A 19,035-nucleotide genomic window follows, 5' to 3' on the forward strand; every position below is an offset into this window, starting at 1 on the left:
AAGTTCTACGAGGGCTTTTGTCCTTTTTTTATTTCATCTTCATTTTCGCGAAAAATAACGATCTTCCATCTCCTGTCGTACGCTTCTCGCCTCTTCCCCAGAAGACGCTGGGCTAACTAACCAAATCTCAGCATCAGGGAACTTACGGTGAGTCAGATCAGGAGGGAGCTCTGCCTGAGGGATCGACCACGCGATACGGACCATTTCTGCATCGAAATAGCTTACCCCAAGCCGAATCAAGTTAGCGCCTTCATAACGAAGTCCGGTCCCGTTCACGAGAAAGCAATTGGTATACCTCTTCCCGTTAATTTCGATGGTACCCTTCAATTGGGCATTTCGTTTGTCATAGTACCCATCTAACGCGAGTTGAATCGGCGGAGAAAACGTTAGGTCCTCCTCCATCCAGGCAACTCCGTTAAGCGTTGTCGTCACTTTCACCGGAGATACATTTTGGATATACCACCATGTATATAACGCAGCCAACAGAACCAATCCGGCAGCCGCAAATATCCATAATCGATTGCGAATCGTTGCTCCCTCCCCGCGATCATGCCTGAATCTTCCAACTCATCGTACCACTGGGGGAGTCGGCTGACAACCGTCAAAGCCCTGGCTTATTTCCCCTTGTCAAACAAGCCCCGACGGTGCATCACGGTAATGATTCGGTAGAAATCTACGCTGCCCTGCTCCGGATTATTCAACAGCGGATCGTCTTTGCTGTATTTCACCGCCGCCTCCACCGCTTCCTTGGCCCAGGCGGGAATGCCCGGCTTGGTCCATTTCTCCAACTCGGCGATTTTCTTCGCCTGTGCTTGGACTAGATTTTGAAGCGCAGCAAATTGCTTCTTCTCCTCTGCAGTCATCGGCTCATCTCCTTTCGTTGTGTCGTATTGCGTCAAGCTGTAGGTATTCATTAACTGAATCAGCTTGTTGGCATATTGTGGATCCGTTGCGTAACCGGCCGCAGCAACCGCCCGCGCCGCTTCCGGTCCCGTTTTTCCAATCGCCCCGGCATAGCGCGGCGCCGATAATAAACGGGCGTGATCTGTAATCGACTCGGCCCACGAACGGTATTTACGGAAAGCCGCGTTCACCACCACCGCTTTGCCGCTCCGATACTCGGTTGTGGGCAGAATTAAGCTGCCTGCTGGACCGGTGCCTTTTAGCCCAAACAGATTATTGCCTTGAACAGCTAAGCGACTTGTCCCCCAGTTCGATTCCAAAATCGCTTGGGCGATCGTCAATGAAGCCGGTATCCCGCTTTCCTTCGAGTTGGCAGCGGCAAGGGGGGCGATTTTCTGAATAAACCCGTTTTTGTCCAATCGCATTCACCTCCAGTATAGTTTATGAATTTGGTTGGACGAGGGTTTGGACCCTTACCTTGACGAGCTCGGAAGTCCGCTTAGTTCGATGTATAGCGGAGAGTTCGAGGGGTAACCTAACGTTGGTTTCACAACCTAACTTAACTAGAGGAGGATACTTAAGCAGATGTACAACAATGTCAGTCAACAACTTCGTGAGATCGAACAATCGATGCGCCAGCTTGAACAGCAAACCCGCCAAGCTACGATGATGTACCAGCAAATGCTGCAGCAGGAACAACAAAACGCGATGCAACTGGAAGAGTTGGCTCAACGTGAGCGTAGAGCCGTGCAAGTGATTCAATCCGCGCTCCAAGGACATCAAACAGCGATGCAACAATATCAACGCGTAGCCCAACTTGCGAATCAACTGGAAAGCAGCGTACACTCGATGTCTGGATTCAGCACGAGTTATACCCAGCCTGGCATCGGTCAAACCTCCTACAGCACGCAAGGAATCGGTCAAAGCAACTTCAATTCTCCTATGAACACTCACCAACCAAGCTCTCTGCATACCAGTTCTATAAGCTCTATCGGCTCCAGCTCCATGAGTTCTATCGGGTCCACGGGTTCCGCAGGCTCCATGAACTCCACCGGATCGCATTCCTCGGGTTCCATCTCCGGCGCGGGCTCGATCGGAACCACAGGCTCGATGCGCAACTTCCAATAATAACAGTTATAAATAAACGGCCAGGGATCTTCTATCCTTGGCCGTTTGTTATTCTCCGTTGGTCTAGATGTCTGACCTTTTCACTTGGCATCGTCCACAGCAAAACAGCGATTCCTCCTCAAAATAACTGTATTTTTGCAGGAATCGCGGAAACACGCCTAGACTTTCCCTCGTCCTCCTTCCCCTGTGATATAATTGGAAATTATCATGTGATTGCGGAGGACTTTTCATGAGTAAGATATTCCTGTTTTTTCTCTTGTCTTGGCTGCTAGGCAATCCGTTTCTCGCCATCATCGTCTTGCTCCTCATCCTTTACTTCATTGATCGGCGATATGTTGGGTTGTTTCCGAGCCTGAGCAAACCGATCAAACGCAGCCGCAATATAGGTCGTCTCCGGCAGCAGTTGGCCGCAAGCCCCTTCGACGTCTCTGCCAAACGCGAGCTTGCCCGCTTACTGCTGGAACGCAAGAAATATGCCGAAGCTCATCGCTTGCTCGAAGAGGCGAAGGACTTCTCTGAGTCATCTGCCGAGTTTTGGGATGACCTTGGGGCAGCCTGCTTAGGACTGGGACGGATCGAGGAAGGGGAAGCGCATATTTTGCACGCCCTAAGCCTGAACGAACGGGTGAAATACGGTCAACCTTACCTGCGCCTCGCCTCCGCCTTCCGTGAGCGAGATCCGCAGAAAGCGCTGCAATACGCCGCTCGGTTTGGCGAAATCCAATCCTCCTCCAGTGAAGCGTATTATTTGCTTGGCTGCTTGTATCAGTCGCTGGGCAGCAAGGAAGAGGCAAAACGCGCTTACAAGGAGTCGATTGAGGTGTACCGTTCTCTACCGAAATATAAGAAGCGTCAAGAGCGCGGATGGGCGCTGCGCAGCTTCCTCAAACGCAGCACGCTTGGTTAAGGTCAAGGTATCCACAACAAAACGCCGGCTTCCCTCCAAATTGGAGAAGAAGCCGGCGTTGCTTTTGTACACCTGCGGTTTACAAATTTACACTGTTCTCTTGCTGCGTCCCTTCGCCGAAGCGGCGGTGAAACGGCCACCAGTTCGCTTGCCCAAAAAGCTTCACCATCACCGGGATGAGGAACGGCAAAACGACTACGGAGTACAGCACCAGGCCGGTTAACACCAGCGTGGCGATTTGCAGCATGGACAGCACGCCGGACGGATACATCGAGGCCATCGTCCCGCCAAGAATGATCGCTGCGGACAAAATCACCGTCCCCATATTGCGCATCGAATGCAAGATCGCGTCGCTGACGTTCCACTCTTTGTTCTCGTTAAAGCGGTCCATCAGGAAGATGCTGTAGTCAACGCCCAGCGCTACCAACAGAACGAAGCCGAAGAATGGCGTCGCCCAGCTGACACCGGAGTAGCCAAAGATATCGACGAAGACCCATTCCGTAAACCCAATCGAAGCGTAGAACGTCAACACCAGGGACAAAATGATGTAAACCGGCATGACCAACGAACGGAGCAGCACCACCAGGATAATGAAGATCCCAGCCAGCATTAAGAACACCGTGCGCGTATAGTCGTTCCCCGAAATCGTCTTCAGGTCGTTAAACGTACTCGATACGCCGCCGATCGCGATGTCGGCGTTTTCCAGCGACGTCCCTTTCACTGCCGTTTGCACCGCAGATTCCACGGCACCGATCTGGTCAATCGCTTCCCGTCCATAAGGATTGCTGGAGAAGACAACCTCAAGCTTCATCACTTTGCGGTCTGCGGATAGATACGTATCGAACACCTGCTGGATTTGCTCGTTCTCCAACGCTTCCTTCGGAACGTACCAGCCATCCAGACCGTTGTCCGTGCTTCCAACCTCAGTCAAGTAATCCTTGGCAGTTGTTAATCCGCCGGACACTTGTTCCAGGCCGTCAACACTTTGATTCAGCCCATCAGTTAACTGCGTGATTTGACCCGAAAACTCGCTGAATCCGGTTTGAATTTGCTGTTGCCCGGATTGAATTTGGGCCAGGCCGGATTCGACTTCGGGCAGCTGACCCACGATCTTTCCTTGGCCATTTGCAGCTTGATCCAACCCCGATTGTAATTTCGCCAGGCCTGCGATGATCTGGTTCAAACCATCGGCCAGCTGCTTCCCACCGGCTGCCGCCTGTGCGTAGCCTTGGTTCGCCTGGTTCAATCCTGACGCGACTTGCTCCAGCTGAGCCTCGATCTGCTGAAGTCCGGCCGTCAGTTGCTCCAGACCTTTGCTGGTTTCCATAACCGTCGTGCGAATCGTCAAATAATCTGGATCTGACGCCAAATCCGGATATTTGTCCTCCAGGCTAGTAAATCGCCCCGTCAAAGCGGCTAGCCCTTGCGATGCAGCGCCTAAAGGTTCGCGGATTTGCGTCAGGCCGTTGCCCAAGCCGGAAGCCCCTTGAGCCAACTGCTGATACGAGGCAAGCAATTGATTATGGGCGTTCGCCAAATCCTCAGCACTTTTTTGCGCTTGTTGTAATCCTTGCTTCAACTGGCCAGCCCCAACCGAACCTTCCCGAATCCCTTTCTCAATCGCGGCAAGACCTCCAGACAGCTGAGAGATCCCGTCCTTCAGCTTCGCGGTGCCGTCCACCAGCTGCCCGGTGCTGTCGGCTGCTTCCTTGAGTTTAGGGGCGTTTTCCGACAGGGCCTGGCTGGCTTCCGCCAATCCGTTTTGAATCTTGCCCAGCCCTTCGCCGCCTTCGCCTAATCCTTCACCAACGGTCTTCACCTGATTACTTAATGCAAAATCCTTGAGCACTTCCCCTGTTGGGCGGCTCATCCCTCGAATGCTGGCTACTCCGTCCGTCTTCTCAACCTCACGGCTGATCTTCTCAGCGAGCGCCATATATTCCGCATTATCCATGGGCTCGTCATTTTTAATTACGATGGTGGACGGCAACGACTCGCCGGGTTCAAAGCTTTCGGAGATGATGTTATACGCTTTGACCGATTCATATTCGTCACCGATTTCCTCCATGCTGTTGAAGGACACATTGCCGGTATACGAAATTACGAAAGGTACCGTTACCGCAGCAACGATCAGCAGCGCTGCCCAGGGACGCTTCAAGGAGAAGCGGCCGATGGCGCCCCAGAAGCGGTTCTCCTTATGTTCCAGTGAACCGCGGACAGGCCAGAACAACTTTGTGCCCAGCACAGCCATAAAGAACGGTACAACCGTTACCAAGGCGATCAGCATCACCGCGATGCCGACCGCTACCGCCACCGCCGAACGGTACAACATAAACTGCGATAAGCCAATTGTCGTGAAGCCGACCAGGACGGCCAGTCCGGAGAAGAGCACCGTCTTCCCTGCTTTACGGTACGTCTGGACAATCGCCTCCCATTGGTCGTCTGTATGCTGCAGTTCTTCCTTATAGCGGCTGATCAGCAGAATGCAATAGTCTGTCCCGATCCCAAACATCACCGCCACCATAAAAATCTGTGTATACGTTGAAATCGGGAAGTTCACCGTATCCACCAGAAACGCAACGATGGATTGGGACACCAGATAGCTGAGCCCAACCGTCAGCAAAGGAATAAACGGCGCCACCACCGAGCGGAAAACTACAAACAGGATCAACAGAATAAAGATGACAGTAAAATATTCCGATTTCTTCAGCCCCTGCTCCGAGCTGACGATCATATCCTCGTTAATTTGCTTTTGCCCGGTCAAATAGTGCTCAACCTTCAGCGAATCAAGGGTTTGATGGATATCTTGCTCGATATCCTTAAGCGGACGCTGCTCATCAAGTACCGACAAAGAGGTTAATATCGTTTTGCCGTCCTTGGAGATTAATTTATCTTTCGCTTCCGGCGTGCTGTACGGATCGGTAATCGAAGCGATGCCGATCTCCTCCATCTTGTCGTGCAGCGCGGAGATGCCTTGTTCAATCTCCTTCTGATCGGCCTCATCGATGCCTTGCTCATCATGAAAGACGAGGGCGATTTGTGTCTCTGCCGCTCCTCCCTTCAGCTTAGCCGCCTCCGCCAGAATGGCAGAAGCTTCAGAGGAGGAATACCCGTCTGGAACGGTGATCTCCCCGTTCTCCCGCACTAAATCTGCCATGGAAGGCGCTGTTAGCATCAATGCCGCTGCTAAAGCGATCCACAGCAGCAATATCCACCATCTTGCCTTCAGTATGAATCTCATTTCTCTGAACTCCCTTCGCTGATCAATCTGGCTAATTTTTCGAAAGCGCTGATAACCCCTTCAACCTCTTCCGCACTAAAATGCACCAAATACTTGGAGACCGTGCTCATGATTTGTTCTTGAACGATTGCGTAATTGCGCTCTCCCTGCTCCGTCATCGTTAAATATACGACCCGACGGTCCTCTTCATCCCGAGTTCGCTGTAACACCCCTTTATCAACCATTCGCGTGGTCATCGCAGTAATGGAGCTTTTGCCGACGCCAAACGTGTCTGCCAGTTCCGTAGAGGTACACCGGCCGCGAGAGGCAATATACTTCAAGATCTGAAATTGCTCCATGGTGACATCCTCTTGAATCATGTCGCGGATTTGCCCGTTCAACCGTTTCGTGACCTCGAAATAAGCGGCCAAATAACGTTCAATTAACTGCATCGTTTCAATATTCACTGCCTTACATCCCTCCAGCTCAAACCTGTCCAATTAGTTCTATAGTCGAATAGTTCGATAATCAAACTACAAATGAAACTATAGGCGATTGCCGCCTGAAAGTCAAATTTATCCTTGCGATGAATAGCAAAAAAAGCCGCGGATTTCCCGCAGCCTTTCATCCAGACCTTACTCGTCCTCTTCGTTCTCTTCCACTTCATAGATGCAACGAAACCGTTCTTCCCCGATGGCTTCATCCCAAAACCCGGTAATTTGAAACCCAATGTTCCGGAAGAAATCTGCTCCTGCCTCATCCGTAATAGCCTCCATCCGCTCAGGAGATGCTTCCGTGAGGGCGAGCAGCACCAAGGCACGTCCATACCCTTTCATTCGCTGCTCCGGATGGACAGCCAGGTGGATAATTTCAAGCGTCTGCGAAGCATTAACCCGATAGCCGATAATTCCGGTAATCCCTGCTTCCTCTTCCTCATATCCAAACAGCTGATATGTATCCTCTTCCCGGTACAAACGAGCCGCATCCTCCAGTGCATCCGGGTCAAACATCACGGCATATTCCAGCAGCTCCCGAATGGCAGGCTCGTCCACTCTTGCTTTTATTGATTTGAACATGAAGCCTCCTTGATTTCCGTACGCCCATCCTCGTAACCAATCACAACCGTGTGTGCAATACCCACGAACAATCCATGCTCAACAACGCCCGTCATCGCCTTCAACTCGTCGCTTAACCGGGCTGGGTCGGTTATCTGTCCGAAGGCCGCATCGACAATGTAGTTGCCGTTATCCGTCACGTACAACTGATCCCCTTGCATCCGCATCTCGAACGGCACACCATAACGGCTCTTCAACTCCCGCAGCGTCCATTCGTAACAAAACGGAACCAGCTCAATTGGCAGTTTGAAACGCCCTAATGTAGAGACCATCTTCCCGTTATCGGCGATAACGATAAATCGATCGCTGTTGATCGCAACGAGCTTCTCCCGAAGCAACGCGCCCCCGCCGCCTTTGATCAACGCCATTTGCGGATCGACCTCATCGGCCCCGTCAATGGCTAGATCCAATCGGTCCACATCCTTCGCCTCAATGAGCGGGATGCGGTATTTCGCAGCCAGTTCTTCCGAAGCCTTCGATGTTGCAATGGCACGAATTTGCAACCCGTTCCCCACCATCTCGCCGATTTTCTCGATCGCATAATAAGCGGTTGATCCCGTTCCGAGACCAATGGTCATTCCGTCCTTAACCCATTCTGCAGCGCGGTAACCCGCTGCTTGTTTGGCATTCATGTCTACCCCTCCAAAGTCTTGGTGTTCGTACCTTTATCCGCTCGAACAGGCTGTTCCAGCGGCACTATCGCTCCTATCATACCAAAAAAGCCCGGACAATAGAACAGCAGCGTAACCGATTCGGTCCGCTGCTTCTAAGAAACCATCTCTCAAGCTAGCTGTGGTGTAATGCTCGTACCGTTTTCGTACGTTTTTCAGGCTCCTTCGGTTTGATCGCACCACCGGGACCGGATTCCGGCTTAACCATTATCAGCAGCAAGATGACCGCCACCAGGGACACAGCGGAAATAACAAAAAACATCGTCATATGGCCAGCCTTCATCAACAGCGACATCACCGGCGGCCCTGCCGATACGCCGATAAACCGCATGCTGCTGTAGATCGAAGTGATCGTTCCGCGCATTACCTTATCGACACCTTCGGTGATCAAGGCATCAGAGCTGGGCAGGACGATACCGATGCTGGCGCCGCAGATGATCAGACAAGCGATTACGAAATAGATGTTGTTCAGAAAGCCGATGCCAAATAAGGCTCCCGTGGATAGGATTAAGCCTGCGACACCAGACCATTTCATCAGCTTTTTATCATCGCCGATTTTCTTCCCGGTCACGTAAGAAGCCAGACATAAAGCGGCTAATGGAATCGCCAGCACCAATCCCTTCATCACGCCGTCCAGGCCGTGTTTGACTTCCAATTGCTCCGACAGATAAAACAGCACACCAAACAACAGGAACATCGAAATGCAGCCGATTGCAAAGATGGCGTAGAGCCAGCGGCCTTTTTGCTTCAGTACCTTTTTGACGGCAGAGATAAATTCACCCAGCGGCTTGGCCTTCTCCCGATCTTTCGGTTCCCGCACCAAAAACAGCACCAGCAATAGCGAGATCAAACATAATACCGGAATCGACAGAAGCGGCACATACCAGATCCAAGCGCCAAGCAGTGCACCTAAGATCGGGCTGAGCACTTTGCCAAACGTATTGGAGGTTTCGATCAAGCCTAAATTGTGGCTGACTTCCTCCTCACTTTCATACAGATCGCCGACCAGCGGCAACACGATCGGGAAGGCGCCAGCCGCTCCGATCCCTTGCAGGAAGCGACCGCCTAGGATCAGCCAGTATACGGCCAGCCCGTTCACAAACCAATCCGCCACGCCAGAAATAAAGCCGCCGATTCCCGCGATAATCAAGCTGGGCACAATGATCGCTTTACGGCCGAATTTATCGGAAAGATAGCCGGCAATCGGAATCAGCAAGATCGCAACCACCGCATACACGGTGATCAGCATACTGACCTGAAAGGAGTTGACATGAAGCTCACGGGCAATCTGTGGCAATATCGGAATCAGCATGGAATTTCCCAGCGTCATAATAAGCGGTATGGAGGCCAATGCAATCAAATCGCCTTTTTTGCCGAGCATCTAACCATCAGGCCACCCTTCACGAATGAAGTTTAAACAGACCCGGTTAGTGTGATACATTTAGCCGAAATTATACCGCTGTCAAGGAACCAGAATATAGGTTGATTTCGAAGCTTCCCGGATAAACCGGCTAGGTTCGCCTACGGAGTAAATGCGCAGCAAGTGCATCGCTCTTGTGCAGGCCGTATAAAACAGCTTCCGTTCGGCTTCTCTCGTGTACTTCCGGTCGGAACCGTCGTAAATCAGTACCGCATCGAACTCCACACCTTTGGCCAAATACGCCGGAATGACATGAACCCCTTTCTCAAAGGATAACGTCGTCTTCTTGATCAGCTTGGCCGGCAGCTTAGCGCTAAGCCGATCGTAGGCTTGCTTGCTTTCCTCCGCCGTTTTACAGATGACGGCAATCGATTCATATCCGTCCGCGCGCAGCTGACCGATCATCGCCTCCAGCGAAGCATGAAGCTCCTCTATATCGTCAACCAGGTGAACCTCTGGCATTTCACCTTCCCGGTTGAATGGAACGATCGCCTCCCCGCCAGGGATCATCTCACGGGTGAACTCCACAATTTGGCGGGTGGAACGATAGCTTTGCTCCAGTGTAATCAACTCGCTCTCCTCCGCACCGTACAAATCGCTGAATACAGAGGACTGCTGAAGCACCGAGGCATGCGCATATATCGCCTGGTTCAAGTCACCCAGCGCTGTCATTTTGGCCCGCGGGAACAGACGCTTCAAGAAGAACAGCTGGAACGGCGAATAGTCCTGCGCTTCGTCAATAATGACGTGACGGATCGAGGTGTTGGACCGGAAGCCCAGCAGCAGCTCTTTTAAATAGAGGAAAGGCGTAATATCTTCATAGAACAGCTCGCCTCCCGCAATTTTCTGCAGCGTCTGCTCGCAGATCTCTTCCCACTGATCCGGAAGCTCTTCTTGATGAACTTCTCGGAAGATCGCCAAGTCGTTGAACAGCTGGGTGTATAGCCGCGTCACATCAACGAAACGCAGCGATTTCACCCATTTGCGAAGCGGTTTAAGCCGATCGCTGACTACCATTTTGGCCAAAATCGTCTTCTCATCCTCATAATCGGTAAATGAAGGAGTTTTGCCATGTTGCTTGCGCCGCATGCGCTGGTAAGCCCGCTGGTAGTCTTCCGCATCAAGCAGTTGAATTTGTTCCTCTACCCAAGGCTGATCCAATTCGGACTTGGCAAAAGCGGCGATGGCCTTGAGCAGCCAATCTTTTAACAGCTCACAACGGTTGGCCAGCCGGATCGCCGGATCATAAGAATAAAATTGCCGGGCAATTTCCTCCACGCCAACAATCTCCTTGCCCTGAAAGCGAAGCGGTTTAAAAATCATCCCTTTCTGCTCCAGCAATTCCTTATACCGTGTGATTGCATGCAGAAATTGAACTGACGATTTAAACCGGATTCCGCTGACCCGAGCTTGATAAGCCTCATCCTCAGGAGCAGAAAGGACATATTCAATTTGTACAAACGGATCCTCAAGCTGGAATTCTCTCCCGAGCCGATGCTCCAGATACTCCTGGAACGTTGTTTGCAGCATATTTTCTTCGCCCAGCTCGGGTAATACCGTTGAAACATAACTGTTAAACATCGGGTTGGGGGAGAACAAAATCATCTGATCTGCCTGCAGCACCTCACGGTGCTTGTAGAGCAAGTAAGCGACCCGCTGTAAGGCCGCCGATGTTTTGCCGCTGCCAGCAGCCCCTTGCACGATGAGCATCCGACTGCGATCGTTACGGATGATTTTATTTTGCTCGCGCTGAATCGTAGCCACAATGCTCTTCATTTGCGCATCGGAGGTACGGCTAAGCACCTGCTGCAGCAGCTCGTCGCCAATCGTGACACCGGTGTCGAACATCACCTTGATACGGCGTCCGTTAATTACAAACTGACGCTTAAGCGTCATCGTTCCTTTGATCGTGCCGGACGGCGTCTCATAGGAAGCCGGCCCGGGAACACTGTCATAATAAAGATTGGAAATCGGCGCCCGCCAATCATAGACGAGGAACGTTTCATCCCCCTCTTCGAGCAAGGAAGCAATCCCAAGATAGATGGCTTCCACCGGCTCGCCTTCTTCCGCGAAATCAATGCGCCCGAAATAAGGCGATTGCTTCAAACGTTTCAGCTTTCCAAGCGCCATAGACGCATGCTGATGGCTTTTCTCCCGCTCTGCAAGCACCTGAGATTGCTGCCGTAAGCTGGTCGACGTTTCACCGACATCATCCGCTTCGCTAAAGTTCACCGTTACTTCGTCCCAGAAGTCCTTCCGCATCTCAACGACGTCGCCGCGTACACTGCCAACCTCCCGCTCCAGCTTGCGGATTCTGGCGTCGATTTGATCTGCCACGTACTCCACGCGGCGTTGTTCTTCCTGCCATGCTTGATCTGTATGGTCCAATGAAATCGCTCCCTTGAATAACATCTTACTTTATCCGCACCTAATATCTTGACAAACGATAAAAATTATGATAAGATTGATTTGGGTGAAATCTGATCACAAATAGATTGATGGACTATCTTTTATTGTACCAAGTTAAACTTTACTTATCAATCTATGTTTACATGATGAATGACATGAAAGTCCTGCCTTGAGGGCAGGACTTTTTGATTTCTCCGCTACTCGTCGGTCGCTGCAGTGGAGTGATCTGCCAACCGGTTAAGCCGCTCCAATTGGTGACCGTATTCGTACATTTCAGCTGATACGATAGATAAACGCAACACACCGGTTCGCTCAGTCGCATATTGATCCAGCATCCGCCGCAGAAATTCGTCGTTTTCCGTTTCAAATTGCATCGATTCGCTATAGCTTGGCTTCAGCTTGTCATCAAACTTCAGCATAACATGTTCGTGGAACTTCGTAAGCTTCTCCAAATGCTCGTCGAATTCCTGATTTAATTCCGGCGTACGGGCGGCCTGGAAATAATGCTGCTCCACCGCATTCAGCACCTCAACTCCTTGACGAAGCGTGCGCAGCATTTGCTTATACACGACCAGCTGACGATGATCGCTAAATTTCGGTGCTTTGATTTTCTTCTGATCTTCTTCCATCAGCTTATACTTATCCGCTAATTGAGTGATCGTATCCTCAAGTTTACGCTTATCAGACCGGAATACTGCTTCTTTAATCTCATCGGAGATCGCCGTTCTTAGCAGCAACGACAGCTGATCAAACGTCTGCCGAATCTGTTGCTCGAACTGTACCTTCGGCTTAGGCGGGAACAAGACGATGTTAATGATAAACGCTGAAAAAATACCAATTAAGCTAAGCAAAAAACGGTTTAACGCAAATTCCCATTGGCCCGACGCTTCCATTACGGACACGACCGTAACCAGTGTAATACCGATCGTATCCCCCATTTTCAGCTGCAGACAAATCATGATCACTATAATGCAAACCAAACCTACGGCGATGGGTTCATTCGAGAAGACCATGCCGCCCAGCATCGCTAACACAGCCCCCAGCGTATTCGTCTGCAGCTGATCGATCAAGTAACGCCAGGAACGATAAATGGTTGGTTGCATGGCAAAAATCGCAGCGATCGCTGCAATTACCGGCGAAGATAAGCCCAGTAAGGTACCGGCATATAAAGCCAGTGTTACCGCAACCCCCGTCTTTAGCATTCTCGCGCCAAATGTCACTTCCATTCCCCCTACGTCCCCCAGCACATTCCAATTATTTTAAGCAAAATTTTAACTAATATTAAGGTTCAACTCAGATATCCTGCCTGTTTTTGGTCAAAACTGATAAAGGCAAGGACCAAATAATTCTATACGAAGAGGTGAAAAATGTCCATGTTTATGGAGAACTTGAAACCGATAGCTGGCAAATTGACCCTTGCACTCCTGCTGGCTGCCGGTTCGGCTGCTGCGGCAGGAACCGCGTATGCGGAGACCGGAGCTCCGGCGGATCAAACACCGCAGGTGAGCCCAAGTCCGTCGCAGACGGAAAGCAAGCCGCATAAGCATCATCCCCACGGCCATTTCCGCGGCGGGCACATCGTCAAAGATACCGCCGAAATGCTGGGTATGGAGCCCAAAGCTCTGGTCGACCAACTGAAGCAAGGCAAAACATTGCTTCAGGTCGTGCAGGCTGAAAAAGGCTGGAGCGAAGAGGAGTATCTGAAGAAGCTGACCGACTCCGCGAACAAAAATATCGACAAAGCGCTGGCTGAAGGCAAAATCGATCAGGAAAAAGCGGACAAAATGAAGTCCAAACTTCCGGACAAGCTGAAGAAAATCATCAACCGCAACTGGAAGGACCGGATCCCGGGACAGCCAGCAGCGGATTACCAAAATAACAAGGTCAACTGGACCCATATGTATCACTGATGGCGAACACCACGGACAACCGTGAAAAAACCGCTGGGCGGCCAAAAAGGCTCGTTCAGCGGTTTTGCATTTATCGAATGAATTATTTCTCTTCCGACGATCCTGTATCCACTGCAGCTTCCGTTGTTTGATGCGGACCCCCCCCTACGGGAACCTCAACGATGTCCAGCAGGAAGATGAAGATCGGTACACCGACGATCAGTCCCCAGACCCCCAGGAAATGCTCGGAAACCAGCAGAATGAGGAAGGTGAAAAAGATCGGCAAATGCGTTTTATTGGACATAAATTTCGGGTTTAGGAAGTAGGTTTCAACGGCATGAACCAGTGCAATCATGATCAGGACATAAACGATTTTGATCAATCCGCCAATTTTAAAAGCAATCGCACACAATGGAATCAGCGAAATGATAACCCCCATGACCGGAACGAGCCCGAGCAAGAAGATCATTATCGCCAGAGCGATCAAATTCGGAAACCCTAGAATCCATAGGAAAATCGTCGATAACACTGCATTTACCGTTGCAATCAGAAATTGAACTTCAATCACTTTACCGAAGGACTGAACGAATTTACGTCCGAAGTACTCCAGTTCCTTGAACAATCCCCCGATTTTGCTTTCTCGAAACTGGACGGTAAAGTTCGTCACCTTCTCTTTCTCCAGCAGGAAGAACAAGCTGAGCACGATCGCGATGAACAGATTTAAGCTCCATTCGCCGATATCGGTTAACGTGCTGAGCAAGAAGGTAAACCCGTTGTTAATATATGCCGATAGATCGATATCTTTCAAATATTCCACGATGTAATTCAAGATCGGGTTATCCGGTAACATCGGTGGATTCGAGTAGAACGAGATCACCTGGTTGACCAAGTCGGTCAGCTCGGTAAGCAGCACCGGCATATAATAGTAGACGGCCGAACCAAGCAAGGAAATGAGCAAGACGTAAATAAACAGCACGGTGATGGTTCGATTGATGCGAATCACCTTAGCTACGTTCCGGCTGATGAAGTTGTGCAGCCGATTGATTAAATACGTCAATATAAACGTAATGAGCAGCATATTCAGCATACTGCGGGCGAAATACAAAACGAGGACGACAAACAGCAGGGCAAGCACCCTGCGGAATCCCGCCATTTGAAACAGTTCCTTAAAAAACGTCATGAGTCACAAACGGCCCCTTCACAGTTACTGGAGGATATTCCCCTGCGTTAATCTTAAGCGAGCCATTAAGACTTTGCAAATAAAATAGTTAGAACCATACCGGCTTAACGCAAACCGGTTTGGATACGGATGCGGTCTGGCCCGTAAACGTTAGGCGACCGCTATCGGAATCCACTGTAAAGACTGCCAACAAGTTGTTATCCCGGTTCGCCGCTATCAGATATTTACCGTCAGGAGTCAGTGCAAAATGACGTGGATGACCACCTTCACTGGAGACATGTTCAACTAAAGTGAGCCGTCCACTCTCAGGATCGATCGCATATTGTACGATGCTGTCATGACCGCGATTAGATCCGTATAGGTAACGGCCATCTGCCGAAATGGCGACCTCTGCGGTGGTGTTCTCTCCCGTGTAATCAGGCGGAAGCGTTGGGACGGTGTCCTGCAAGGCCAATTCACCCGTTGCTGCGTGATAAGTGAACAGAGAGAGCGAGGAGTTCACCTCATTGATGGAATAGAGCCACTGCCCGTTCGGATGGAAAGCAAGATGTCGCGGACCTGCTCCTGGCGGCGTAGACGCTTCACTCTGATATACCAACTTTCCGGACTCCGGTTCAAACGAGTATACGAAAATACGATCCAACCCCAAGTCGGCGACCAGCGCGTAACGGTTATCCGGGCTGAACGTAACGGAATGGGGATGCGGACGATCTTGGCGCACCGGATCAGCCCCGTGACCTTCATGCTGACGCTCGTCAACCAACTTGCCTGCTGTTCCGTCTGCCTGAAGCGCCACAAGGCCTACGTTCGCGCCGTGATACCCCGATACGGCGGCAAATTTGCCACTGCGGTCCAGTTGAATGTGCGAGGAAGAAGGGCGAATCGTTACTCCCCGGTTTAATTCAGATAGCTTGCCGCCTGAATCCACATCAAATGCAACAATCTCCCCGATCCGCTCCCCTTCCAGCGTCGTTTCGGAAATGGCGTACACCTTCCGGGAATCTTGCCGGATGCCTAGAAATGTAGGGTTCTTCAATCCCGACGCTTGATCCAGCAAACGGAGCTCCCCTGTATCCAAATTCATTTCATATGTGTAAACTCCGGGATCGCTCGCTTCAGCATACGATCCCACAAAAATCAGCAAACGTTGTTGTGAGTCTGACAAGTGAAATTCCTCCTTCATCGATGAAGCATGTTTAAATGATGTCTCCTATATTTTTCCGTAATTCATCTAAAAAGTCCAGTGTCTCACCCGGGATAAAATGAAATATTGAAACTCCAAATGAGGCCAGCTACCCAAAACAGTTAAAATATGATATACTGTAAGCGCTTCCGAAAGCATCTTCTAAAGGGGGATTTGGAATGATGAACGTCGGACTCGAAGAAAGAGGCGTTTATGAGGATTTTAATCCTTACGAGACGTATTTCTTCAAGATCGGAGCTCACGGACTGGTTTGCTTCCATGGACGGAATTACAGTATTAAACAGAGATTATCCGCCGAACAGACCTCGAAGTTGATCTCAGACCCTCGCTTTTTCCGCATCAGCACGAACTGCTATGTGAACCTGACCCAAGTCTCGGAAATTCGCGATAACGTTGTTTGGTTCCGGGATGAACGGCATGGGATTAAGACGATCTCGGTCCCCAGACGTAATCTGGAGCAATTGAAACGGCTTATCCCGTCTCAACGTGGCAAAGTCACTGCTGGAGTGAACTAACCCTCCGCTGACCTGCCCAGCCAACGGCAAAAAAGCAGCCTGACTCGCACCGTCGGAAGACGGCCGGGTCGGCTGCTTTTTCCGTTATTCCTGATTATTTCACGTAGAGACGGGCGCGTTCTTCCCAAATCTCACCGGGAAGCAAGCTAAACAGACCGATCTCCTCAGCCGGTAAATTCGACTTCGGTGCATTCACCAGATTGATCTGCGGCTCTGGACAGAAGAAGCCTTCCGTCGCCCCGTTATTCCAAATCATCCATTGCTTGTAGGAGGTCCCCACATCATATACAAGCGTCTTGCCCAGCTTCGTATCGGTCAGTTCCATCCGATTTCTGCCGTTTTGCGGCACCGCCGTATAATGGTTATCCATCGAAGCGAAGAACGGATAGACGCCCTCCCCTTTCATCTGCTCCTCTTCAGCCGTCAGCGGTTGGAAGGATCCGGTCGGGAGCATCCGCTCACTCATTTGCCAACGCTGCCCGATCGTCAGTTTAACCTTGTAATCCTTCGCCGTACTTTCAGGTGCAAACGGTGCATTCACGGCAGTATGGAAGGCCAGTAAGCATGGCATCTCTTTGTCACCTTCATTGCGAATGAACACTTGCTGAGCCAAGCCATCATCGCTCAACGAATATCTGAGTCGAATTGTAAATTTAAAAGGAAGGTACCGATACACCTCGTGGTTCTCGTCAACCGAGACTTTAACGGAAACATAGCTCTCCACCGGGGTCTGTCCGAAGTCCTCAACCTCCCAAGCCGTCGTATGTAGAAATCCGTGCAAATGGTTGTGGGTTGCAGCCTCGTTCACCGGGAATTGAAGAACTTCACCTTTCCAAGGGAATTGTCCGTCTTCATACCGGTTGGGCGGGAACAGCACCGGGATCCCGTGGACGCCGGGGTTACTTTTGAATGCCTCCATCTCCTGTTCACCCGGCTCCCGCAAGAAACGGTAACCGCTTTCGACATCGCGGAAAGCGATCAAATTGCCGCCGATTTCCGGCAGCAATACTGCCTCATAACGCCCGGATTTGAGCCATACTGCCTTTTCTCCTTGATAAGTTCCTTCATAAGCCGTTCTTTGTGCCATGGATGATAATCTCCCTTCATTGCTTAGCGCTCATCTTGTAATATACCTTAAAGCGCCTTCAAAAGTCACCCCTGTCCATCACACCATGGGCTGCAGATCATTCTGCCTCCATCTGCCATACATCATGCATCGCGCAAAATTTTGCGCCCGAAGCTTGCAGCCAAAACGATCATGGACGCTCCAACGATCAGTTGCATGCCAAAAATTTGCGTCCACAGCGGCCACGATTCAATCCATTCCAACACCTGCCCGCCAATCAGTGGACCAAAGAATGAAGCTACCCCCGTGATCGCCGAATACATCGCCATATACATCGGACGCTCCGATTTGGGTGTGTCGCCAATCATAAAGTTAAAGGCCAGTTGGTTAAAACCGCCGACACCAACCCCAAAGATCATATGAGCCAGGAAGAGCACGGGCAACACAGGCAGTATAGACAGTCCGCCCCAGCACAAAATTGCCAGTGCAATAATCGGCAGCGTCCAGAACAGCAGGCGACGATTGCTGTATCGCGCATTCAGATTTCCCCACACGTAAAAGCTTGCCATCATAAAGATCGTCTGCGTCACATTTAAGAGTGAAATGGTCTGATAATTAATGTTCAGCAGCTCCAGCATCACATACGAGTACAGCGGCACGACCAGGTTTTGCAGCAGCAGGAAGCCGGCCAGAAACAACGTAGCCTTCATAAAGGCTCCGTCCTGGAGCGGTTTGCGCAGCATCGGCATGAACTTGCTTTCCGCGGAACGCTCGAAAGCAGCATCGGGATAGAACATAAACACAATAATGTTGGCGATCGCACAAATCCAAATCACGATATACAAGTAGAAGAACCCTTGCGCCTCCGGATAATGGTCCAGCACCATCCCGCCCAAAAACATCACCAACGTGTTCAGCGCATTCAGAAACGTATTACGGATGCCAAAATATCTTCCCCGTACGCGCGCTGGCACGATATCGCTTATTAGCGAGTTCCACAACATCGCTCCAACCGTATTAAAAATAAACGCCGCGATATATAGAGCAATGAATCCGGTTACCCAATACTGATGCGGTAAAACAAACGGAACAAGGCCCGTTGCCCCCCACAGAATACGATGCAGACCAACGAACAGCACCAGAGCCCATTTGCGGCTGGTTAAACGCTGGATGAGATAAGCGACAGCGATCTGAGCAATATTCACGAACGTCGTGATCGCTAAAACAAAGCCAATTTGGGCTGAATTCGCCCCAAGGTACAGCAGGAATCCCGTCAGAAATTGACCGCCAAGCAACGTTTGGAAGATCGTGGAGGGAACACCCTCCCAGGTCGCGATCGCCAAGTTGCGGCGCTGGCGGGACGGCTTTCGCGATACCAACGATTTTTGCATGTTATTGCTCTTCATGT

General features: G+C 50.8%; 17 protein-coding genes. 4 read left to right on the top strand and 13 right to left on the bottom strand.

The genetic code is table 11. From position 1 onward, the window contains the following. Window positions 1–39: 39 nt before the first annotated feature. A complete protein-coding gene (locus tag M891_RS0103205) occupies window positions 40–483 on the bottom strand; it encodes a hypothetical protein (protein WP_157268755.1) in 444 nt (147 codons plus the stop codon). Window positions 484–614: 131 nt separating this feature from the next. Further along, the gene (locus tag M891_RS0103210; RefSeq protein ID WP_028537799.1) at window positions 615–1,328 is read right to left on the bottom strand and encodes a glycoside hydrolase family 73 protein; all 714 of its coding nucleotides are present in this window, start codon (window positions 1,326–1,328) and stop codon (window positions 615–617) included. Between the two features lie 160 nt (window positions 1,329–1,488). On the opposite strand from M891_RS0103210, the gene M891_RS25700 reads away from it, so the two are divergent. Further along, on the top strand, window positions 1,489–2,031 hold the full coding sequence (locus tag M891_RS25700) for a hypothetical protein (RefSeq protein ID WP_232228277.1): 543 nt from the start codon (window positions 1,489–1,491) through the stop codon (window positions 2,029–2,031). Window positions 2,032–2,260: 229 nt separating this feature from the next. After that, window positions 2,261–2,938: a tetratricopeptide repeat protein gene (locus tag M891_RS0103220; RefSeq protein WP_028537800.1), complete on the top strand. Its 678-nt coding sequence runs from the start codon at window positions 2,261–2,263 to the stop codon at window positions 2,936–2,938. Window positions 2,939–3,017: 79 nt separating this feature from the next. Here the strand turns inward: M891_RS0103220 and M891_RS0103225 are convergent, their stop codons facing one another. From M891_RS0103225 to M891_RS0103260, 7 genes are all read right to left on the bottom strand, one after another. After that, window positions 3,018–6,179 carry an MMPL family transporter gene (locus M891_RS0103225; RefSeq protein ID WP_016312488.1) on the bottom strand — a complete coding sequence of 1,054 codons (3,162 nt, stop codon included), beginning with the start codon at window positions 6,177–6,179 and terminating at the stop codon, window positions 3,018–3,020. After that, window positions 6,176–6,625: a MarR family winged helix-turn-helix transcriptional regulator gene (locus tag M891_RS0103230; protein WP_016312489.1), complete on the bottom strand. Its 450-nt coding sequence runs from the start codon at window positions 6,623–6,625 to the stop codon at window positions 6,176–6,178. The genes M891_RS0103225 and M891_RS0103230 overlap by 4 nt, the downstream gene beginning before the upstream one ends. A gap of 168 nt (window positions 6,626–6,793) precedes the next feature. Next, window positions 6,794–7,234, bottom strand: a complete 441-nt coding sequence (locus M891_RS0103240) for a GNAT family N-acetyltransferase (protein WP_028537801.1) — start codon at window positions 7,232–7,234, stop codon at window positions 6,794–6,796. Then, a complete protein-coding gene (rpiA, locus tag M891_RS0103245) occupies window positions 7,219–7,905 on the bottom strand; it encodes a ribose-5-phosphate isomerase RpiA (protein ID WP_016312491.1) in 687 nt (228 codons plus the stop codon). Before rpiA ends, M891_RS0103240 begins: the two co-directional genes overlap by 16 nt. A 154-nt stretch (window positions 7,906–8,059) precedes the next feature. Further along, window positions 8,060–9,325, bottom strand: a complete 1,266-nt coding sequence (locus M891_RS0103250) for an MFS transporter (RefSeq protein ID WP_028537802.1) — start codon at window positions 9,323–9,325, stop codon at window positions 8,060–8,062. Between the two features lie 81 nt (window positions 9,326–9,406). Then, complete coding sequence (helD, locus tag M891_RS0103255) at window positions 9,407–11,776, bottom strand: RNA polymerase recycling motor HelD (protein ID WP_036699283.1); 2,370 nt, start codon at window positions 11,774–11,776, stop codon at window positions 9,407–9,409. A 194-nt stretch (window positions 11,777–11,970) separates the two neighbouring features. Continuing rightward, the gene (locus M891_RS0103260) at window positions 11,971–12,999 is read right to left on the bottom strand and encodes an FUSC family protein (protein ID WP_036699284.1); all 1,029 of its coding nucleotides are present in this window, start codon (window positions 12,997–12,999) and stop codon (window positions 11,971–11,973) included. A 141-nt stretch (window positions 13,000–13,140) separates the two neighbouring features. Here M891_RS0103260 and M891_RS0103265 point away from each other — a divergent pair, with 141 nt between their 5' ends. After that, window positions 13,141–13,683, top strand: coding sequence for a hypothetical protein (locus M891_RS0103265; RefSeq protein ID WP_028537805.1), 543 nt, complete (start codon window positions 13,141–13,143; stop codon window positions 13,681–13,683). Between the two features lie 82 nt (window positions 13,684–13,765). On the opposite strand, the gene M891_RS0103270 is transcribed toward M891_RS0103265, so the two are convergent. Both M891_RS0103270 and M891_RS0103275 read right to left on the bottom strand, forming a co-directional pair. Next, window positions 13,766–14,842 carry an AI-2E family transporter gene (locus M891_RS0103270; protein WP_028537806.1) on the bottom strand — a complete coding sequence of 359 codons (1,077 nt, stop codon included), beginning with the start codon at window positions 14,840–14,842 and terminating at the stop codon, window positions 13,766–13,768. A gap of 88 nt (window positions 14,843–14,930) precedes the next feature. Continuing rightward, window positions 14,931–16,025 (bottom strand): lactonase family protein, encoded by a 1,095-nt coding sequence (locus M891_RS0103275; RefSeq protein WP_084628805.1) that lies wholly within the window; start codon window positions 16,023–16,025, stop codon window positions 14,931–14,933. A 179-nt stretch (window positions 16,026–16,204) separates the two neighbouring features. Here M891_RS0103275 and M891_RS0103280 point away from each other — a divergent pair, with 179 nt between their 5' ends. Beyond that, the gene (locus M891_RS0103280; RefSeq protein ID WP_028537808.1) at window positions 16,205–16,561 is read left to right on the top strand and encodes a LytTR family transcriptional regulator DNA-binding domain-containing protein; all 357 of its coding nucleotides are present in this window, start codon (window positions 16,205–16,207) and stop codon (window positions 16,559–16,561) included. 94 nt (window positions 16,562–16,655) lie between these two features. Here the strand turns inward: M891_RS0103280 and M891_RS0103285 are convergent, their stop codons facing one another. After that, window positions 16,656–17,648 carry an aldose 1-epimerase gene (locus tag M891_RS0103285; protein WP_028537809.1) on the bottom strand — a complete coding sequence of 331 codons (993 nt, stop codon included), beginning with the start codon at window positions 17,646–17,648 and terminating at the stop codon, window positions 16,656–16,658. A gap of 122 nt (window positions 17,649–17,770) precedes the next feature. Continuing rightward, window positions 17,771–19,033: an MFS transporter gene (locus tag M891_RS0103290; protein WP_028537810.1), complete on the bottom strand. Its 1,263-nt coding sequence runs from the start codon at window positions 19,031–19,033 to the stop codon at window positions 17,771–17,773. Window positions 19,034–19,035 lie beyond the last annotated feature (2 nt).

The sequence above is a fragment of the Paenibacillus sp. J14 genome (genome assembly GCF_000518465.1).
GTDB classification, from domain to species: domain Bacteria; phylum Bacillota; class Bacilli; order Paenibacillales; family Paenibacillaceae; genus Fontibacillus; species Fontibacillus barengoltzii.

Bases quoted from the DNA above. Each gene is read 5' to 3' on its own strand.
- M891_RS0103220 (WP_028537800.1), top strand. From the start codon at position 2,261: ATGAGTAAGATATTCCTGTTTTTTCTCTTGTCTTGGCTGCTAGGCAAT.
- M891_RS0103210 (WP_028537799.1), bottom strand. From the start codon at position 1,328: ATGCGATTGGACAAAAACGGGTTTATTCAGAAAATCGCCCCCCTTGCC.
- M891_RS0103280 (WP_028537808.1), top strand. From the start codon at position 16,205: ATGATGAACGTCGGACTCGAAGAAAGAGGCGTTTATGAGGATTTTAAT.
- M891_RS0103275 (WP_084628805.1), bottom strand. From the start codon at position 16,025: ATGAAGGAGGAATTTCACTTGTCAGACTCACAACAACGTTTGCTGATT.
- helD (WP_036699283.1), bottom strand. From the start codon at position 11,776: ATGTTATTCAAGGGAGCGATTTCATTGGACCATACAGATCAAGCATGG.
- rpiA (WP_016312491.1), bottom strand. From the start codon at position 7,905: ATGAATGCCAAACAAGCAGCGGGTTACCGCGCTGCAGAATGGGTTAAG.
- M891_RS0103260 (WP_036699284.1), bottom strand. From the start codon at position 12,999: ATGGAAGTGACATTTGGCGCGAGAATGCTAAAGACGGGGGTTGCGGTA.
- M891_RS0103250 (WP_028537802.1), bottom strand. From the start codon at position 9,325: ATGCTCGGCAAAAAAGGCGATTTGATTGCATTGGCCTCCATACCGCTT.
- M891_RS0103240 (WP_028537801.1), bottom strand. From the start codon at position 7,234: ATGTTCAAATCAATAAAAGCAAGAGTGGACGAGCCTGCCATTCGGGAG.
- M891_RS0103225 (WP_016312488.1), bottom strand. From the start codon at position 6,179: ATGAGATTCATACTGAAGGCAAGATGGTGGATATTGCTGCTGTGGATC.
- M891_RS0103265 (WP_028537805.1), top strand. From the start codon at position 13,141: ATGTCCATGTTTATGGAGAACTTGAAACCGATAGCTGGCAAATTGACC.
- M891_RS0103290 (WP_028537810.1), bottom strand. From the start codon at position 19,033: ATGAAGAGCAATAACATGCAAAAATCGTTGGTATCGCGAAAGCCGTCC.
- M891_RS25700 (WP_232228277.1), top strand. From the start codon at position 1,489: ATGTACAACAATGTCAGTCAACAACTTCGTGAGATCGAACAATCGATG.
- M891_RS0103270 (WP_028537806.1), bottom strand. From the start codon at position 14,842: ATGACGTTTTTTAAGGAACTGTTTCAAATGGCGGGATTCCGCAGGGTG.
- M891_RS0103285 (WP_028537809.1), bottom strand. From the start codon at position 17,648: ATGGCACAAAGAACGGCTTATGAAGGAACTTATCAAGGAGAAAAGGCA.